Raw genomic sequence first — 18,289 nt, forward strand, 5'->3', positions numbered from 1 at the left:
ATTCGCGAGCAAGCCCGCTCCCACATTGGATCGTGGGCCGAGCACAGAATTTGTGTTCTGCCTTCAGCGATACCGCGCGGCCGCCGCGGAGTGGCCAAACGAACCGCTGAGCACCTGGCGCTGGGCCTCGTAGGCATCCCATTTCTCGCCTTCATGCAGGCCCGGGATGGTCACCACTTCGCCCTGGGCCAACCCAACCAGCGCGGCATCGACCATGTCCTGGGCCGACATCACGATCTCTTGCGGCAGGTTTTCCACCGGGTTGCCGGCCTCGCTCCAGAAATCAGTGGCGGTGGCGCCGGGCAGTACGGCCTGGATGCGCACGCCTTTGTCGGCGAGTTCATGGTGCATGGATTGGCTCAAGCCCAGCACGAAGGCCTTGGTCCCGCCGTACACGCCGTTGAGGATTTGCGGGGCGATGGCGACGATCGAGGCGATGTTGATCACGGTCCCGGCGCCACGGGCGACGAAGCCGGGCACTGCGGCGTAGGCCAGGCGCATCAGCGCGGTGACGTTGAGGGTGATCATGTCTTCCATGTCATCCACCGGGCTGCCGAGTAGCGGCATCACCCCGCCGACCCCGGCGTTGTTGACCAGCAAGGTGATGCTGGCGTCGGTGCGCAGGAGGGTTTCGACGCGCAGCAGGTCAGCCTTGTCTTTGAGGTCGGCGGCAACCACTTCAACGGCACGCCCGGTTTCATTGCTCAACTGGTTGGCCAGGGTGTTCAGTTTGTTTTGGCTGCGGGCCACTAGAATCAAGTCATACCCTTGCCGTGCGAGGCGGTCGGCGTAGACCGCGCCGATGCCGGAAGAAGCGCCTGTGATCAGCGCGGTGCCTTTGGATGAAAGTGTCATTTTGGATTTCCTTCACAGTGAGGCGATCAGTTCGCCGGGTGTGAACAGTTATAAATGGGCTGACACTTGTCTCAAATGACGTTTAAAGTACGTTTTTCGGACACGACCTTTTTGAGGGCACAGCAATGACTTCCGTGGCGTTTGTGGTGTTCGAGGGTTTCCAGTCCATGGCGCTGGCGGCGATGCCGGTGTTTGAGTACGCCAATTTCAGTGCGGGCGAACCTTTGTATGAAGTCAGCGTGTTGTCCGAAGATGGCCGCACGTTGCGCGCTTCCGGCGGATTGAGCGTGGGCACTGAGGCATTCGACGATCGGGTGTACGACACCGTGATCGTGGTCGGTGGCGATTCCATCATCGAGCAGGCACCCGACGCGGTGCTGACGTATGTGCGCGGCAGCGTGAACACCGCACGGCGCACGGCATCGATTTGCTCCGGGGCGTTTGTGCTGGCCCAGGCCGGGTTGCTGGAAGGACGCCGCGCCACGACGCATTGGGCGTATGCCCGAGAGTTGCAGGCACGGTTTCCGGCGATCAAGGTCGAGGAAGACCGGATTTTCGTGATCGACGGCTCGATCTGGACCTCGGCCGGCATGACTGCCGGCATCGATTTGGCGCTGGCCATGGTCGAGAAGGACCACGGCGCCGAACTGGCCCGGGCGGTGGCGCAGAAACTGGTGATGTACCACCGGCGTGCGGGCGGTCAGTCGCAGCACTCGGCGTTGCTGGAACTGGAGCCGAAATCCGACCGCATCCAGACCGTGCTTGGCTACGCCCGGGAACACCTGACGTCGGCGCTGTCGGTGGAACAACTGGCGGACGTGGCGCGGCTCAGCCCGCGGCAATTCAGCCGGGCGTTTCGTGCTGAAACCGGGCAATCGCCAGCCAAGGCGATTGAGAACCTGCGCCTGGAAGCGGCGCGGCAGTTGCTCGAACGGGGGCGATTGACGCTGGATCAGATTGCCGAGGAAAGTGGGTTCAGTGATCGGCGGCGGATGCGGGAGGCGTTTTTAAGGGCATTCGGCCAACCGCCGCAGGTGATTCGGCGTAATGCCAGATCGGCGTGACGATATTTTCAAGCCAGACACCAAACCTGTGGCGAGGGCGCTTTTGTGGCGAGGGCGCTTGCCCCCATTGGGTCGCGAAGCGGCCCTGCATTCGTTCAATGCTACCGAGTTGCCTGGTTTGACGACTGCTGCGCAGCCGAACGGGGTGATGCGGCATTCCGACAAGCCCCCTCGCCACAAAAGCGGTCTCGCCACAGGATTATCGATTGGCTCTAGATTCTCTCAATTGAACAACTCCTACACTGGTTGTATGCCATGTGTGGAGCTAACCATGAAAATCTCACCCAAATTGGCGTTTTTCGCCGTCATCTCCACCCTCGCCTACCTCGGCCTCGCCGTGTGGGGGCTCGGCGGATTCGCCGCGTTTTTTTCCCGTGGCTCGCTGGTGGTCGTGGCGCTGGCCACGGTGGTGATGGCGGTTGCCTCGCTGTTCACCGAGGTCAACCTGAGTTCCGGCGAACGGGAAGACCGGGGCAATCGCTGGGTGCTGCCGGTGTTCGGGATTATCGGGTTGCTCAGTGGATTCCTGCCCGCCTACACCGACCGCATCGACTTCTGGTCCTTCGGTGGCGAAGGCGTGCGTTGGCTCGGTGCGCTGCTGTTCAGCCTCGGCGGCGCGCTGCGGTTGTGGCCGGTGTTTGTGCTGGGCAAGCGTTTCAGCGGGTTGGTGGCGATCCAGCCGGGGCACACGCTGGTGACGGACGGAATTTATAGAACGCTGCGCAACCCCAGCTACCTGGGGCTGATGGTCATTGGCATCGGCTGGGCGCTGGCGTTTCGTTCGGTGGTGGGACTGGTGTTGGCGGGGTTGACGTTGATCCCGCTGATTGCGCGGATTCATTCTGAAGAAGCGCTGCTGCGGGCGCAGTTTGGCAGCGAATATGAGGCATATTGCGACAAGACCTGGCGGCTCATCCCCGGCATTTACTGACCCACCCTGTCCCCTGTAGGAGCGAAGCTTGCTCGCGAAGGCGTCGTGTCAGTCAACATTGAATTTGGCTGACACGACGCCTTCGCGAGCAAGCTTTGCTCCTACAGAGGACGTTGTTCGATCAGAGAGAATGCAGGCGAATCCGGCCATCGGCATCGACGCGAACTTCGACGGCATCGTAATCAGCCATCGTGTCGTGGGGCGTCTGGATCGGGTGGTCGTGGGTCGAGGTAATCACCAGCAAATCCGCCTCCGCCGCTTCCGCCGCCTGAATCCCCACGGTGGCGTCTTCAAAAATCAAACACTCCCGAACGTCCAGCCCCAATCGCTGAGCCGCCAGTCGATAACCCGCAGGATCAGGCTTGCCCGCCTTCACCTCCTCAGCCGTGACCATCACTGAAGGCTGCGCAATCCCCGCCGCCGCCATGCGTCGTAACGCCAGCGCCCGGGGTGCAGAGGTGACAATCGCCCACTGATCGGCCGGTAAAGTCTTCAGAAAACGCGCCGCACCGGCCACCTCGACAATCCCTTCCACATCCTCGATTTCCGCCTCGGTGATAAACGCCGCTTCAGCTTCTGCATCCAGTTCCGGCAAGCCCTGACGGTTGATGGTGTCGATGGCGCGAGCGCCGTGGATGGTCGGCAGGAAGGTGGCGACGTTGATCCCGTGGCGCACGGCCCAGGCCGTCCATATCCGCTCGGCGGCGGCGATGGAGTTAAGGACGGTGCCGTCCATGTCGAACAGAAAGGCGCGGTAAGGGGTGTTGAAGACGGATGTTTGAGCAGGCAAAAGACAGCTTCCTATCGCAAGGGGCCAGGCGGTGTGTCAGGCAATGTACCACCGCCGGCCGGTTACGCCAGCGGCCGCCGGGATTTCAAGGCGCCTTCCACGCAATCGAGCAATTGCCCCAGCGCCCAGGGCTTTTTGATAAACGACACGTGGTGCCGCACCCCGGAGCTTTCCGGGGTTTCGAAACCGGACATGATCATGATCGGCTTGTCCGGCCAGCGATCGCCGAATTTGTTGGCCAAGTCCGCGCCATTGAGCTTGCCGGGCATGGTGATGTCCGTCAGCAACATCCGCACCTTGCCTGCGTGCTCTTCCAGATACTCAGACGCCGCATCCGCGCTGACGTGCGGCGCCACGACAAAGCCTTCGTCCTGAAGAATTTCGCAGAGGAATTCCAGAATCAGCGGGTCGTCCTCCACCACCAGGATCAAGCCGCCAGGTAACGACTCGCCCGCCATTTTTGTTGGATTCATGACCTGACCACTCCCTGATTGCACCAATGATTTTGCGGCTAAAATCCGCCACCTATCTGGTATGAGCGGCTTACTGGGCGGAAATTCATTTTTGATACAGCCAGAGGTGAAATCAGGCGTCCTGCAGGATCAGGTCGGCACCCTTCTCGCCATCATCAGCACCGCGGCGTGGGTATTACCGCTGGCGACATTGGGGAAAATCGAGGCGTCGACGATGCGCAGACCGTCGAGACCATGGACCTTTGCCTGGCGCATGATAGATTTGCCGGTCTATCAGGTGCAGTTCAAACGCCTCGACGCAAAGCATTCATTATTCCGGGCTCCTATTTCGATGGCCGAAAAAATCGCTTCAAGCATCTGGTGTTGGTATGGCCAGGATGAATACCAAAAGGTCATCCTTCTCGGCGAACTCTGCCCGGCATTGGAGTTTCTAGCCCTTGATGCTCCGGCGCAATGCAACGCGATCAGTTGCTGCCTGGAATGCAGTTTTGACGATGACGTCACCTGCCATATCGACGCTTTTTTGCGGGACTTTGCAGGTCCGGTTGCACCTCAGTTGCGCCAGGCGCTCGAAGGTTTGCAAACGCGCTATTACAACTTGAGCGAGGCGTCGATCCGGTTCCGCGAGGGAGAACGATTCACGCAGGACGAATGGCAGGAGATGCGGGTTTTAGCGCGTAATGCGCTGGAAATGATTGGCTGGGGAGAGATAAAGGCTGATATGGGGTCACTGGTCAGCGATTGTCGGGCTCAGCTGAAAAAATGAGGGCCATGGCATTCGTAAACAAAAGCTGCAGATTGGCAAAAAAAGAGCCGGCCTCCCCCAACGGGCGGCCGTCTCTTTCAGGCGAGTTACTGTGACATCGCGTCTTTTTTCATGGCGTCTTTGCTCATGCCGTCTTTGGACATGGCGTCTTTCTTCATCGCGTCCTTGCTCATAGCGTCTTTGGACATGCTGTCTTTCTTCATCGTGTCCTTGGCCATGGAGTCCTTTTTCATCGTGTCTTTTTTCATGTTGTCTTTGGACATCGCATCTTTGGACATCGAGTCTTTGCTCATGCTGTCGTTGCTCATGGTGTCGGCGGCGTACACGCTGGCGACGCCCATGGCCAAGAACAGGGACAGTGCGGCGGTGGCTAACTTCTTCATGGTGCAGTTCCTTTTGGGGTTGGGGTTGTTACGGTCAAGTGTCCGGGCGTGCATCAGCTGCCACCGAACCAGTTGTAGCCCTGGTCTTCCCAGTAGCCGCCGCTGTAGGTGTTGCTGACGAAAATCGCCTGAATGTGTTTGGGGTTCTTGTAGCCAAGCTTGGTGGGCATGCGCAGTTTCATCGGGAAGCCGTACTCGCGGGGCAGCACGGCGCCGTCGTAGGTCAGGGCCAGCAGGGTTTGCGCATGCAGGGCCGTGGCCATGTCGATGCTGGTGTAGTAGTCGTCGGCGCATTTGAAGCCGACGTACTTGGCGCTGGTGTCGGCGCCAATGCGCTTGAGGAAGTCACTGAAGCGCACGCCGCCCCAGCGGCCGATGGCGCTCCAGCCTTCGACGCAGATGTGCCGGGTGATCTGGTCGGTCTGGGCCATGGCCCGCAGTTCTTCGAGGCGCCAGTTGCGTTTGTCGGCGACCAGGCCGGTGACTTCCAGCCGGAAGCTTTCTTCCTCGACGGTCGGTGCTTCGTCGATGCCGTAGAAGGCATTGAACGGGAACGGTCGGGTGATCATCGACTCGGGATAGGTCGGCGCCATGGCGTTGGGGTTGAACAGCCAGCCCTGGACCCGATCGTTGAGGCGGGACATGGAGGACAGCGCGGTTTCGACGCTGTCGTTGTCGGTGATGTTGCAACCGGACAACATGGCCACCCCGCCGAGGGTCAGGCCGCGTAGCAGGAACGAGCGCCGGGAACGGTCTTCGATTTGCGGCGCCAGTACCTTCCGGGCTTCGCTGAGGATGGACGACTCGTCGAGTCCTTCGATGCGCTTTTTCATACCGGCTCCTTGCGGCCAACAATCATGGCCCACAGCGTTTTCGGGACCAGCAGTACCATCACCAGATGCACCACGATGAAGCCCACCAACAGCGCCATCGCGATGAAATGCACCTGCCGCGCCCCTTCGTAACCACCCAGCAATTCACGCAACAACGGGAACTGCACGGACTTCCACAGCACCAGCCCGGACACCACCATCAGCGTGATGTCGAGCATGACGAACAGGTAGGCGAAGCGCTGGACCTGGTTGTAATGACTGAGGTCGGCGTGCCCCAACCGCCCTCTCAGTGCCGCCCACAGGTCATGCAGGATGCCTTTGGGCGATACCGGGAAAAACCGGCGCAACAGTCGACCGCTGGCAATGTTGATGGTCAGGTAAATGAGGCCGTTGATGGCGAGGAACCACATCGCCGCGAAATGCCATTGCAGCGCCCCGCCGAGCCAGCCACCGAGGGTGATCGACGCCGGGAAGCTGAAATCGTAGAGCGGCGAGGCGTTATAGATGCGCCAGCCGCTGCTGATCATGACCACGACCGCCAGGGCGTTGAGCCAATGGGTCAAACGCAGCCAGCGTGGGTGGCTGGCCTTGGGTGAAGCAGTTGGCTGCGACATGTCCGGCTCCTTGTTTGTTGTTCGATGGGCCGAGTATGGAAGCCAACTGTTCGCCAAATCCTCACGTAAAGTTAAATTAATCGTGATAACTATCCGGACGTCCCCGGGATTCATTTGTGGTTAAAATGCCGCCCACTCACATTGCCGACGTTGCCCGATGAACCCTGACGCCCTCGCCACCCTGCACACCCACCTGCTGACCGCCCTGGCCACCGCCCCGGCCGAAACCCGCCGCTTGTTCCACGGCCGTGGGCGTTGCTGGCCGGGGCTGGAGCAGTTGACCGTCGACTGGTTGCAGGGGGTGGTGCTGGTGTCGCTGTTCAAGGAGCCGGAGCCGCAACAGCTGGAGGATCTGAAGCAACTGCTGATGGGCCTCACCGGGGCCGCCGAATGGCAGCAATCCGGCGCGCATACATTGTTGCTGCAACACCGTTACCTGCTGCAAAGCACCACCGAATGGCTGCTTGGGGATGCGCTGGAAGAAATGACCATCACCGAGGGCGGCCTGAAGTATCGGGTGGACCTGGGCCGTAAACAGAACGCCGGGCTGTTCCTCGACATGCGCTACGGCCGCGATTGGGTGCGAGCGAATGCGGACGGCAAGCGGGTGTTGAACCTGTTCGCCTACACCTGCGGGTTTTCGGTCGCGGCCATCGAGGGTGGTGCGGCGCACGTGGTCAACCTGGACATGTCCAGTTCGGCGCTGAGCCGTGGCCGTGATAACCATCGGCTCAATGGCCACGACGTGAGCCAGGTGACATTCCTCGGCCACGACCTGTTCAAGTCCTGGGGCAAAGTGATTGGCAAGGGACCTTATGACCTGGTGATCATCGATCCGCCATCGTTTCAGAAAGGCAGTTTTTTGCTGACCAAGGATTACCAGCGGGTGCTGCGTCGGTTGCCAGAACTGCTCACCGAACAGGGGACGGTGCTGGCCTGCATGAATGATCCGGCGTTTGGTTCGGACTTTTTGATTGACGGCGTTACCCGTGAGGCGCCGAGTTTAAGTTTTGTCGAGCGGCTGGAGAATCCGCCGGAGTTTCCGGATGCGGATATTGAGTGCGGGTTGAAGGCGTTGGTGTTTCGGCAGGGCTAGCTGAAGATCAAAAGATCGCAGGCTTCGCCAGCGCCTACATTGACCGCGTGAAAACCCGAGCCTCAACGCGGCTGCAGCACCAACGCAAACAACTCCCCATGCCCGCTGACATTGAGTTTGTGGTAAAGATTGCGCCGATGCACCTTCACCGTTTCCGGGGAGATGCTCAGTTGTTGGGCGATGGCTTTGCTGGAGAAGCCCTGGAGGATCAGGCGCGCAGTCTCGACTTCACGCACCGTCAACCGTGCGTCGAAACGATCGAGCAAGGTCGCCAGATCCCCGGCCACCGTCGTTGGCCCTTCCGGCGGCACCAATTGCAGATGTCGGCCCATCGCCGCCAGCACCCAGTCGCGCACGCATAGAAGTCGGCCGTGTTCTTCGGGCGTGAAACGCGTCGAACGACCCAGCGACAAACCGAGCACGGCGCCGTCCACATTAATCATGAACTGCAATTCATCGCCGCCCACCACCGAGCGGAAGTAACTCTGGTAGTACTCGCTCTGCTGAAACTGGTCCGGGGCCACTGAATCGAGGCTGTGCAAGCCGTCAGTGATGCCGGCGCAGGCTGCCTGGTAGAAGGGATCGATCAGGTACATGCCGGCGCTGTAGTCAGCCAGTTCCTCCTCCTCGTGCGCGCTGGCACGGGAGTCGAAATCGATCAGCAGCTGCGGCACCCGCCCCGCCTGCATCACCGCGACCAAAGCATTATCCAGCGGCACCAGCAACCGCAAGGTATCCACCAGCGCCCGCCAGAAACCGTCGCGGCCCAGCGCGCCAAACACTCGGGCCAGCCCTTGGTGCACCGGCAACTCTTTCAGCAACGCCTCCACGCTCTACCCCTTTTGTGTAACCCATGATGGGAATGGGTGACGAGCACCCCGGTCGATACGCTGCATGCACTTATTGACCACCGGCCTGTAGCAGGCCAGGAGTGCCGCATCATGAGTCGTCATCGCACGTATATCAACCTGGGACTGGGCGCCTGTCTGTCGGCCTGGATAGCAGCCGCAGCGGCGGATGAACCGACCGTGCACGTCTACAACTGGTTTGACTACATCGGCCCGACCACGCTGAAGGATTTCCAGCGCGACACCGGGATCAAACCCGTCTATGACACCTTCGACAGTGGCGAAGTACTGGAAGCCAAGCTGATGACCGGTCACAGCGGTTACGACGTGGTGGTGGCCAGCAACTTCATTCTGCCGGCCCTCATCAAGGCCGGAGCCTTGCAGAAACTGGACCGTAGCCAGTTGAGCAATCTGCACCACATTGACCCGGTGTTGCTGGAAAAGCTGCGCGCGAACGACCCGGATAACCAATACGCCGTTCCTTACCTGTGGGGCACCGACGGCATTGGCTACAACGTCGACAAGGTCCGCGCGGTCCTCGGCGATCAGGCGCCAGTGAATTCTTGGGACCTGCTGTTCAAAGAAGAAAACCTGGCCAAGCTCAGCCAATGTGGCGTGGGGATTCTGGACGCTCCAGCCGAGGTCATCCCGATCGCCCTGCACTACCTCGGCCTGCCGCCCAACAGCAGCAACCCCGCGGACTACAAGAAAGCTGAAGCGCTGATGCTCAAGTTGCGTCCGCACATCACCTATTTCAATTCGTCGAAGATCCAGACCGACCTGGCCAACGGCGATATCTGCGTCGCCCTGGCGTGGTCCGGCACCGTGTTCGGAGCCATGCAAGCCGCCAATGAAGCGGCGAAGGGTGTAAAGATCGAATACAGCATCCCGGTCGAAGGTGCGCCGATGTGGTCCGATAACCTGGTCATGGTCAAGGACGGCAGCAATCCACAACAGGGGCTGGCCTTTATCAACTACCTGCTCCTTCCCGAAGTTGTCGCCCCCGCTACTAACCTGGCGCTCACCGCCAATGCCAACAAAGACGCGACGGTGTTGCTCTCGGACGAGGTGCGCGGGTACAGCAACATCTACCCCTCCGCCGAAGTGATCGCCAAGGCATTCACCCTGCAACCGCAGCCCCACGAGATCGAACGTGTGCGCACGCGCTCCTGGAGCAACATCAAGAACGGTCAGTAAAAACACCGCCGTCCCCTGTAGGAGCAAAGCTTGCTCGCGAAGAGGCCATCCCATTCAACAAAGATGTCGCCGCCTGATCTACCGCTTTCGCGAGCAAGCTTTGCGCCTACAAGGGGCCTGCCAATGAGTTTGACTTGAACATGAGAACGACAATGAAACCACGTGCCCGCGACCTGAATATCCAGTTCGGCCAACTGCAACCCGGCCCGTTCAATGCCATCACTGATGTACCCGGCGTGCGGGTCGGCCACAGCGATGTGCGCGGCCGCACCGCCAACGGCCGCGACATCCTCACCGGCGTTACCGTGATCGAACCTCGCGCCGGTTCCACCAGCCAGCAGCCGTGTTTTGCCGGGGTCCATGTGCTCAACGGCAATGGCGATGCGACCGGTCTGGAATGGATTCGCGAGGCCGGGCTGTTGACCAGCCCCATCGCCTTCACCAACACCCACAGCCTCGGCGTGGTGCGCGATGCGCTGATTGTGCTGGACCGCGAGCAGCAACCGGACGACGGGCGACTCTACTGGAACATGCCGGTGGTGCTGGAGACGTTCGACGGTTTGCTCAACGACATCAACGGTTTTCACGTGACGCCCGAACACGTGGCCGAAGCCCTGAATACAGCCGTCGGCGGACCGGTCACCGAAGGTAATGTCGGTGGCGGCAGCGGCATGATCTGCCATGAATTCAAGGGTGGGATCGGTAGTGCGTCGCGCCGTTTGAGCAGCGCTCAGGGTGGCTGGACGGTGGGCGCCATCGTCCAGGCCAACCACGGCATTCGCAACGAATTGCGCGTCGATGGTTACCCGGTCGGGCGCTATATGGAAAAGGCTGACTCGCCGTTTCTCAAGGCGTCGCTGCCGCATCCGGGCATGGGCTCGATTGTCGTCTGCCTCGCCACCGATGCGCCGTTGCTGCCGCACCAATGCACCCGCCTCGCGCAACGTGCCAGCCTCGGCCTGGCCCGCACCGGCGGGGGCAATGAAGACCACAGCGGCGACATCTTCATCGCCTTCGCCACGGGCAATGATGTGCCGCCCGCGGCGTATGAAAGCAAGAAAGCGCCGACCTGCGACAACCTGCGCATGGTCAACAATGACCACATCAGCGAACTGTTTCTGGCCGCGACCGAAGCCGTCGAGGAAGCGATCATTAATGCCCTGCTGGCGGGTGAAACGGCTGAGGGTAACGGGCATGCAGTGCCGGGGCTGGATGCCACAACACTGCTCGATGCCTTGCGCCAGGCAGGTTGGCCGGGAGCCCAATAAAAGAACCTCCCGAAGTCGCTGACACCACCGCAACGGGGGATGCTCATGGATCGCAGGCGTCCCCCGTACATATCGATCGCCACGCTGCTTCTGCCAGCAGGTCCCGATAATCCTTCGGCCGTCCCTTCACCCGCCCCGACAACCACGTCCGGCAGTAGCTTTGCGCCTGACCGATGATCAGCGACGGCATCAATTCCGCCGGAACCCCTTTCAACTCATCGCCCCGCTCCGGGGCTGACAGCCACTCCCACAACTGGCGGTTGCGGGTTTTGTTGCGGGTCGCCAATTCATCCTTGAGCGGTCCTTTGGTCACGGCAAATCGCGCGTGGTACTGGAACCGTGCCCACTCGGGCTGGTTATCGACCCAGTCCACATAACTGTGCACCAGCGCGTAAACCCCGGCGCGCGTCGTTTCGGCGTCGGCCAGATAGCTGTCGCGAAGCTGCGCCTGATCGTCCAGCGCAGTGAAAAACAGCGCCGCCACCAAGCCTTCCTTGTTGCCGAAATGGTGGTAGATCGCACCGACGCTGGTATCGCATTCGGCGCGGATCATCTCGATGGTCGTGGCCTCGATCCCCTGCTCATTGAACAGCTTGAGGGCTTTTCGAAAAATGTCGCGCTTGAGTTCGGCTCTTCGTCCGGGGTAGCAGCGCTCGAGTAAATCTGCAGTTTCCATGCTGAACACAAGCCCAAAAAATCAACGGTAAGGCAGACACCTGCCCACGGATAAGTCGCGCTAGGTTGACAGATTTCCCATCGACAGAATACTGTTCCGTAACAGAACATTATTCTGTTACGGAACATCATTCTGTTAATCCCCCCCTCAGCGAGGCTTCAACATGAACCAGGTTCTCAGCCTGTACACCAGCGCCGGCCCCGACGCGTTCAGCAAAATGGTGTGCCAGATGGCGCCCTACTTCAGCACCATCCACCCGGTTTTCTCGGCACTGCGCCAAGGCTATGCGAGCGTGCAGGTGCCGTTTTCCAGGGAAATCACCAACCACCTGGGCACCGTGCATGCGATCGCCCTGTGCAATGCCGCGGAACTGGCGGCCGGCACGATGACCAACGTGTCAATTCCCGAAGGCGCGCGCTGGATTCCGAAAGGCATGACGGTGGAGTACCTGGCCAAGGCCAAGACGGATGTGACGGCGGTCGCGGATGGGGAAGCGGTGGACTGGCTGACCGAGGGCGACAAGATGGTGCCGGTGGACATTCACGATGCCGAGGGCAAGAAGGTGTTCACGGCGCGGATCACCATGAACGTGAAGCTTTCCTAAACACTTTTAACTGTAGGAGCGAAGCTTGCTCACGAAGGGGCCGGCACATCCAACATTGATGTCGGCCAACAGGACGCCTTCGCGAGCAAGCTTCGCTCCTACAGGGGGGATGTGTGGTCAGACCAACCGCAATCTCGGCGCCATGGCTGGCACGGCCTCATCACCCAACCGCCCGCGCACAAACTCATTGGCCTTGCGCGTCAACTGATCCAGATGCCGGTCGCGCTGTTTCTCGGCATCGGTCATCGCCCGTTTGCCGTGCTTTTGCAGCAGGTAGGTATGAATCTGCCGCACTTCCAACGCGCTGTAGATCGGTGCCGTGTCCAGCACCGCCATCAGGCCGTCGGTCCCGTGATCGCGGGTGTTCATCAGCACTTGCGTGGCGCGCACACCCAGCACCTGGAAGCCCATCGCTTCAAAATACGGGACCTTTCCAACGCTGCACGTCAACTCAGCGTGAGGGTAGCGGCCGACCATTTCCCGCAGCATCGCCCGGGCAACACCCTGGCCGCGATAGCTGGCATCGACGGCCATATAGGCCACACCGCACGCCTCGGGATCGTCCTTGACCGGCAGGTACAGCACGAAGCCGATGACCTTCTCGGGGTCGTCCACATCCGTCGCCACGATCAACTCGACCGCCAGCCCCTTGGCCCCGTTCAACGCCTCCAGATACAGGTGGACCTCATAGCCGATCGCGTATTGGTACACGTTGTACAGCAGGTTGCTTTGCGGCAGAGCGACCGCGCTGATGTCGGTCAGGTTGTCGACCACCAGTTGCAGGATCTGGCTGGTGATGTGCTCGGGGCACGGGGTTTTGAAATGGCTGATCTGGGGCATTGCGCGACTGACTCCGGCGGTTAAGGCGTACCCGCGACGTGAAGAATGCGTCGCGAGTGCGGCCATCATAACGCGCGACGGGGCAATTCCCCGAAACTGAGGGGTTGCCCCAGCGAAACAGGCTTTCTCACACAAATAAAAATCAATGCAACCCGTTGATTAGCAAACGGTTTAAACAAAAAATCGCCCATGGCGCGGCTTTTGCTTTGTTCCTCTTTAACGCACCGACGGCCCTCGCTTCCAGGTGATGGCTGCTCTCGCCGTGCCGGCCTGACGCAAGGGGAAAAAAAAATGAAAAGCCCAGCATCGGAGCACCGTTGGCCCAGCCGTTTGCTGGGTTCGGGTGTCGCCTCCGTCATGCTCATCACCTTCAGCCTGACCACAGTCAGCGCTGCACCGATCGATGATGTCGGGCAACCGCCCCCCACGGATCCCTCGGCCTTTACCAATCCCCCGGCCGATCCCAAGGCTGCGCTGGAAGCACTGAAAACCTTGCCTGAGGCCAATCAAGGCGCGATTGCCCTGCCCAATGGCGTGTTCGGCGACCGCACTACACCACGGGCCGACAACGTATTGCCCCCGTCTCTGCAAACGTCGTTCAACTTCCCCACCAATGGCAAACCCAGCCCCTTGTTTGGGGCCGAGCCTTTTACCCAGCAATTGCTGTTATTCGAAGAGTTCGGCACGGAAAAACTCGACCCGACCACCCCGCCACCGACCCTGACCTTCCCGGTGCCGACCCTCGGCCCGGCGCCCCAACAAGACCCGAACAACGTCGCCCGCAGCGGTCCATCCAGTGCCGCAATCGAAGCCTTCATGCGTCAGCCGGGGTTGTTTCCGTTTCCGGCGCAGTTCTCCAATGTGCTGGACCGCAACCCCTGGAAGGCACAGATCGAAGCCTTCCTCAACCGCCACCCGGTGGGTTCGCCCGCCGAGGGCCGGCCACCGGGCAAAGGCTGGTCGCATCAGCGCTGGAACGAGTTCTATCCACAGGTCGCCTTCAAAACCGTGCAAGCAGGCGCCAAACTCAATGGCGGCATGCGCGACCGTAAGCAATTGCATAACTACGCCGTCGGTGAATTCGGCCCCGGCGGGCTCTACTACCAGACCTCGGACATTCCGACCACGACGGGCACCACCAAAGGCATCGATACCCGGTTCCACCCCAGCATGCCGGTTCAGAATCACAATGCGCTGTGGACCTTCGACGGCACCTTTCCGCCCAAATTGCTCATGGTGCGTTACGGCCAACCGGTGCTGATGCGGCACTACAACGCCCTGCCGATAGACCCGGCCGCCAACATGGGTTTCGGCCTGCACACCATCAGCACCCACGAACACAACGGGCACTCGCCGGCAGAAAGCGACGGCTATACCAACGCGTTCTTCTTTCCGGGGCAGTACTACGACTATCGCTGGCCGCTGCAACTGGCCGGCTACGACACGATCAACACCACCGCCCAGGACCCGCGGGCGGCGTTCCCCTGCTCACCGGGCGAAACCCTGTACGTCAACGACGCCAACCCCGGCCTCAAGACCTGTGACCACGGCAGCATCAAGATTCGTGGCGACTGGCGCGAGACCATGAGCACTCACTGGTTCCACGACCACATGCTCGATTTCACCGCACAGAACGTCTACAAGGGCAACGCGGTGATGATGAATTACTACAGCGCCCTCGACCGCGGCAACGAAGCCATCGACGACGGCGTCAACCTGCGCTTGCCCAGCGGTTCGGCGCTGCCCTGGGGCAACCGCGACTATGACGTCAACCTGCTGGTGGCCGACAAGGCCTGGGACGAGAACGGTCAGTTGTGGTTCAACCCGTTCAACACCGACGGCTTTCTCGGCGATCAGATCCTGGTCAACTGGCAGTACCAGCCACGCCTCAAAGTGCGTGCGCGCAGCTATCGCTTCCGCATCCTCAACGGCTCGGTGTCGCGCTTCTTCAAGTTGGCCCTGGTGCGTGAAATCAGCGGCAACGGCGGCGAGTTTCCAGGGCCGGCGGGCTCGGGGGTTTCCTACAATCGCGTGCCGTTCCATATGATCGGCAACGACGGCAATCTCATGGAACACACGGTGCCGTTCGACGGCAGCATGGACCTGGACGGCGACGGTGACCGTCAGGACCACAACGCGATCCTGCCGACCCAAGGCATTGCCGAACGCTACGACATCATCGTCAACTTCGCGAAAAACGGCATCCAGCCCGGCGACAAGCTGTACTTCGTCAACCTGCTGGAACACCGCACCGGCAAAGGCCCGGAGAAGAACGAACTGGCCCTGGCGGACGTGTTGTCCGAGAAATACAAAGCGGTGATCAAGCAGACCAGCAAAGGCCCGCAATGGGACAAGGGCGACCCGGCCGTCGGCAAGTTCCTGCAACTGCTGGTCCAGCCCTACAGCGGCCAGGACCTGAGCATGAACCCCGCAGACTTCGAACCGGCCAAACCCGGCAAGCCCGCCGGCAAGACAATGATCCCGTTGACCATCGACCGCGATAACCCCAGCGACCAGGCCAAACTCAAACTGGCGCGGCATCGTCATTTTGTATTCGGTCGCTCCGACGGCACCGACGAGGCGCCCTGGACCATCAAGACCGACGGTGGCCTGGGTTACGACATGGACCCGCGCCGCATTAGTGCTGCGCCGCAATTGGCCAACGGTCCGACCGACGCGGGCTATGCCGGTGACGGCACCCTTGAGGTGTGGAAAATCGAGAATGGCGGCAACGGCTGGAACCACCCGGTGCACGTGCATTTTGAAGAAGGGGTCATCCTCAGCCGCGACGGCAAAGCGCCGCCGGAATGGGAAAAATGGGCGCGCAAGGACGTCTATCGTATCGGTGAAGGCATCGACAGTTCCGTGGATGTGGAAATGGCGATCCACTTTCGTGAGTTCGCCGGAACCTACATGGAGCATTGCCACAACACCCAGCACGAAGACACCTCGATGCTGCTGCGCTGGGATATCGAGCACCCCGGGCAGTTCCAATTGATGCCCACGCCCCTGCCCGGCTGGGACGGTGTCACCTACGTGAACTCCGCCGCGCTGCCGACCTTCCGCACCGGTGATCAAGGTGAGGAAAACAACGGCCCGAATAAAAAACCCGTGGCCAACCCCGACAACGCCATCAGCAACAATGGCCAGCCGCTGACCATTAACGTGTTGGCCAATGACACCGACCCCGACGGCAACCTGCCGCTCAAAGTGGTGGGCCTGAGCCAGCCGGATTCGGGCCAGGGCACGGTCAGCACCGACGGCCTGCGCGTGGTCTACACCCCGCCGGCCGTGGTCAGCGCGCCGTTCACCGCGACCTTCACCTACCAGGCCAGCGACAGCAAGGACGCGGTCTCGGACAAACCGGCCGCAGTGTCGGTGGCGGTCAGCGCGGCGGCAGTCAATGAAGACTTGCAGGTGACCAGCGCCACGGTCGTCGCCCGCAGCAACAGCCGCTACACCTGGGATTTAGCGGGAACCACCTCGCGGGCGGCAGGCAACAGCATCACGGTCAGCGCGAGCACCACGGGCGGGGCGCTCAATCTCGGTGCGGCGGCACTGACGCCGAGCGGGACCGGCGCACGCTGGCGGCTGTCTGTCACCACCACCGGTGACGGCCCGACGCCAAGCCCCACCGCCACGGTTCGCTCGGCCCTTGGGAAAACGGTGACGGCGCCCATCGCGGCGCATTAACGATGGGGGCCTGACTCAAGACCGGGCGCCAATCGATTACGGAACAATCGGTCCAGAGAGAGCGGATCGCCGGCCCGTTTTTCCCATCAGGCAATCAGCTTAAGGTGGCCTCCATTCACTCATTGGAGGTCACCATGCATCACCCCACCCTGCTTTCCACGATCAACATCGGCCCGCACACCCTCGCCCACCGCGTGGTCATGGCCCCCCTGACCCGCATGCGTTCCGAGCCCGGCGACCTGCCCGGCGCGTTGATGGCCGAGTACTACTCGCAACGGGCCACCGACGGCGGCTTGATCATTTCCGAAGCCACGGTCGTGTCCACTACCGGCAACGGCTACCTCGGCTCGCCCGGCCTGTATAACGACGCGCAAATCCCTGGCTGGAAAGCCATCACCGAAGCGGTGCATGCCAAGGGCGGGAAGATTTTCCTGCAACTGTTCCATGCCGGTCGCCAGTCCCACAGCGACATGCAGCCCGACGGCGCACAACCGGTGGCCCCATCGGCGGTCGAGTACGACGGCGTGGCCTACACCGCCAGCGGCTGGGTGCCGAGCACTCCGCACCGGGCGCTGAGCGAAGCGGAAGTGGAAGCGCTGGTGGACGATTTCCGCAGCGCCGCCGAACGTGGCCTGGCTGCGGGTTTTGACGGTGTGGAAATCCATGGCGCCAACGGTTACCTGATCGATCAGTTCTTGCAGGACGGCAGCAACCGCCGCACCGACGCCTATGGCGGCAGCATCGCCAAGCGTGCGCGGTTTTTGTTGGACATCACCAACGCGGTGATTTCGGTCTGGGGCAGCGAGCGCGTTGCGGTGCGCCTGGGCCCAAGCGGTACGTTCGGGGACATGAAGGACAGCGATCCCGAAGCGTTGTTTGTCTACGTCGCGGAGCAATTGGCACCGTTGAAACTGGCGTACCTGCACTTGATCGAACCGCGTGTGCTGGGCAACTCGATCGATGAGAGCAAGGACCAGAATCCCGTGGCCGCACAGTTGATTCGTCGGCATTACGACGGTTTGATCATCGCGGCGGGTGGTTTCACCGCCGAGTCGGCCGAGCAGATTTTGCGCGCGGGCGATGCGGACCTGGTGGCGTTTGGGCGCGACTTTATTGCCAACCCGGATTTGCCGGAGCGGATTCGCCAGGGTCGACCGTTGAATGCTTATGACCGGGATACGTTTTATGGGGGTAATGAGGTCGGGTTTACGGATTATCCGTTTTATCAGCACAGTGCCTGACAGGTCCCGGCCCATGCGTTGAATGTTCGGACGCCTTCGCGGGCAAGCCTCGCTCCTACAGAGATCACGCGATCCATTGTAGGAGCGAGGCTTGCCCGCGAAGGCGTCACCTCGATT

18 protein-coding genes and 1 pseudogene are annotated in these 18,289 nt (G+C 61.0%); 9 read left to right on the forward strand and 10 right to left on the reverse strand.

The annotated features are described in order from the left end of the window. Positions 1 to 63: 63 nt before the first annotated feature. Positions 64 to 855 carry an SDR family NAD(P)-dependent oxidoreductase gene (locus tag ACY4LX_RS20970; protein WP_463257698.1) on the reverse strand — a complete coding sequence of 264 codons (792 nt, stop codon included), beginning with the start codon at positions 853 to 855 and terminating at the stop codon, positions 64 to 66. A gap of 125 nt (positions 856 to 980) precedes the next feature. Between ACY4LX_RS20970 and ACY4LX_RS20975 the strand changes: the two genes are divergently transcribed. Together ACY4LX_RS20975 and ACY4LX_RS20980 are read left to right on the forward strand one after the other, a co-directional pair. Next, positions 981 to 1,919, forward strand: a complete 939-nt coding sequence (locus tag ACY4LX_RS20975) for a GlxA family transcriptional regulator (RefSeq protein WP_463257699.1) — start codon at positions 981 to 983, stop codon at positions 1,917 to 1,919. Between the two features lie 271 nt (positions 1,920 to 2,190). Beyond that, positions 2,191 to 2,850: a methyltransferase family protein gene (locus tag ACY4LX_RS20980; RefSeq protein WP_463257700.1), complete on the forward strand. Its 660-nt coding sequence runs from the start codon at positions 2,191 to 2,193 to the stop codon at positions 2,848 to 2,850. Positions 2,851 to 2,971: 121 nt separating this feature from the next. On the opposite strand, the gene ACY4LX_RS20985 is transcribed toward ACY4LX_RS20980, so the two are convergent. The 3 genes and pseudogenes from ACY4LX_RS20985 to ACY4LX_RS20995 all read right to left on the reverse strand — a co-directional run. Continuing rightward, entirely contained in the window at positions 2,972 to 3,640 is a 669-nt protein-coding gene (locus ACY4LX_RS20985) for an HAD-IA family hydrolase (protein ID WP_463257701.1), read from the reverse strand. A gap of 62 nt (positions 3,641 to 3,702) precedes the next feature. Continuing rightward, on the reverse strand, positions 3,703 to 4,113 hold the full coding sequence (locus ACY4LX_RS20990) for a response regulator (RefSeq protein ID WP_463257702.1): 411 nt from the start codon (positions 4,111 to 4,113) through the stop codon (positions 3,703 to 3,705). A 112-nt stretch (positions 4,114 to 4,225) separates the two neighbouring features. Then, positions 4,226 to 4,365: pseudogene (locus ACY4LX_RS20995) on the reverse strand (GMC oxidoreductase); the annotation flags it as partial. 1 nt (position 4,366) lies between these two features. On the opposite strand from ACY4LX_RS20995, the gene ACY4LX_RS21000 reads away from it, so the two are divergent. Continuing rightward, positions 4,367 to 4,879: a hypothetical protein gene (locus tag ACY4LX_RS21000; RefSeq protein ID WP_463257703.1), complete on the forward strand. Its 513-nt coding sequence runs from the start codon at positions 4,367 to 4,369 to the stop codon at positions 4,877 to 4,879. An 86-nt stretch (positions 4,880 to 4,965) separates the two neighbouring features. Here the strand turns inward: ACY4LX_RS21000 and ACY4LX_RS21005 are convergent, their stop codons facing one another. Genes ACY4LX_RS21005 through ACY4LX_RS21015 form a run of 3 tightly spaced genes read right to left on the reverse strand, consistent with a single transcriptional unit; the run spans position 4,966 to position 6,709 of the window. Beyond that, on the reverse strand, positions 4,966 to 5,262 hold the full coding sequence (locus ACY4LX_RS21005; RefSeq protein ID WP_463257704.1) for a pentapeptide MXKDX repeat protein: 297 nt from the start codon (positions 5,260 to 5,262) through the stop codon (positions 4,966 to 4,968). Positions 5,263 to 5,315: 53 nt separating this feature from the next. Further along, a complete protein-coding gene (locus ACY4LX_RS21010; protein WP_149661684.1) occupies positions 5,316 to 6,095 on the reverse strand; it encodes a molybdopterin-dependent oxidoreductase in 780 nt (259 codons plus the stop codon). Next, a complete protein-coding gene (locus ACY4LX_RS21015; protein WP_463257705.1) occupies positions 6,092 to 6,709 on the reverse strand; it encodes a cytochrome b/b6 domain-containing protein in 618 nt (205 codons plus the stop codon). Before ACY4LX_RS21015 ends, ACY4LX_RS21010 begins: the two co-directional genes overlap by 4 nt. 157 nt (positions 6,710 to 6,866) lie before the next feature. Here ACY4LX_RS21015 and ACY4LX_RS21020 point away from each other — a divergent pair, with 157 nt between their 5' ends. Beyond that, positions 6,867 to 7,805 carry a class I SAM-dependent methyltransferase gene (locus ACY4LX_RS21020; protein WP_463257706.1) on the forward strand — a complete coding sequence of 313 codons (939 nt, stop codon included), beginning with the start codon at positions 6,867 to 6,869 and terminating at the stop codon, positions 7,803 to 7,805. A 62-nt stretch (positions 7,806 to 7,867) separates the two neighbouring features. Here ACY4LX_RS21020 and ACY4LX_RS21025 read toward each other — a convergent pair whose 3' ends face one another. Continuing rightward, a complete protein-coding gene (locus ACY4LX_RS21025) occupies positions 7,868 to 8,635 on the reverse strand; it encodes a helix-turn-helix transcriptional regulator (protein ID WP_149661681.1) in 768 nt (255 codons plus the stop codon). 111 nt (positions 8,636 to 8,746) lie between these two features. On the opposite strand from ACY4LX_RS21025, the gene ACY4LX_RS21030 reads away from it, so the two are divergent. Together ACY4LX_RS21030 and ACY4LX_RS21035 are read left to right on the forward strand one after the other, a co-directional pair. Further along, positions 8,747 to 9,850, forward strand: a complete 1,104-nt coding sequence (locus ACY4LX_RS21030; RefSeq protein WP_149661680.1) for a polyamine ABC transporter substrate-binding protein — start codon at positions 8,747 to 8,749, stop codon at positions 9,848 to 9,850. A 152-nt stretch (positions 9,851 to 10,002) separates the two neighbouring features. Continuing rightward, positions 10,003 to 11,118 carry a DmpA family aminopeptidase gene (locus tag ACY4LX_RS21035; protein ID WP_463257707.1) on the forward strand — a complete coding sequence of 372 codons (1,116 nt, stop codon included), beginning with the start codon at positions 10,003 to 10,005 and terminating at the stop codon, positions 11,116 to 11,118. Between the two features lie 43 nt (positions 11,119 to 11,161). Here the strand turns inward: ACY4LX_RS21035 and ACY4LX_RS21040 are convergent, their stop codons facing one another. Then, the gene (locus tag ACY4LX_RS21040) at positions 11,162 to 11,794 is read right to left on the reverse strand and encodes a TetR/AcrR family transcriptional regulator (RefSeq protein ID WP_463257708.1); all 633 of its coding nucleotides are present in this window, start codon (positions 11,792 to 11,794) and stop codon (positions 11,162 to 11,164) included. Positions 11,795 to 11,957: 163 nt separating this feature from the next. Between ACY4LX_RS21040 and ACY4LX_RS21045 the strand changes: the two genes are divergently transcribed. Further along, the gene (locus ACY4LX_RS21045) at positions 11,958 to 12,398 is read left to right on the forward strand and encodes a hotdog fold domain-containing protein (RefSeq protein ID WP_463257709.1); all 441 of its coding nucleotides are present in this window, start codon (positions 11,958 to 11,960) and stop codon (positions 12,396 to 12,398) included. Positions 12,399 to 12,515: 117 nt separating this feature from the next. On the opposite strand, the gene ACY4LX_RS21050 is transcribed toward ACY4LX_RS21045, so the two are convergent. After that, complete coding sequence (locus tag ACY4LX_RS21050) at positions 12,516 to 13,238, reverse strand: GNAT family N-acetyltransferase (protein WP_463257710.1); 723 nt, start codon at positions 13,236 to 13,238, stop codon at positions 12,516 to 12,518. 291 nt (positions 13,239 to 13,529) lie between these two features. Between ACY4LX_RS21050 and ACY4LX_RS21055 the strand changes: the two genes are divergently transcribed. Together ACY4LX_RS21055 and ACY4LX_RS21060 are read left to right on the forward strand one after the other, a co-directional pair. Continuing rightward, a complete protein-coding gene (locus ACY4LX_RS21055) occupies positions 13,530 to 16,931 on the forward strand; it encodes an Ig-like domain-containing protein (RefSeq protein WP_463257711.1) in 3,402 nt (1,133 codons plus the stop codon). A gap of 134 nt (positions 16,932 to 17,065) precedes the next feature. Next, on the forward strand, positions 17,066 to 18,172 hold the full coding sequence (locus ACY4LX_RS21060; protein WP_463257712.1) for an alkene reductase: 1,107 nt from the start codon (positions 17,066 to 17,068) through the stop codon (positions 18,170 to 18,172). Positions 18,173 to 18,289 lie beyond the last annotated feature (117 nt).

This window comes from Pseudomonas sp. Emmai (genome assembly GCF_055179735.1).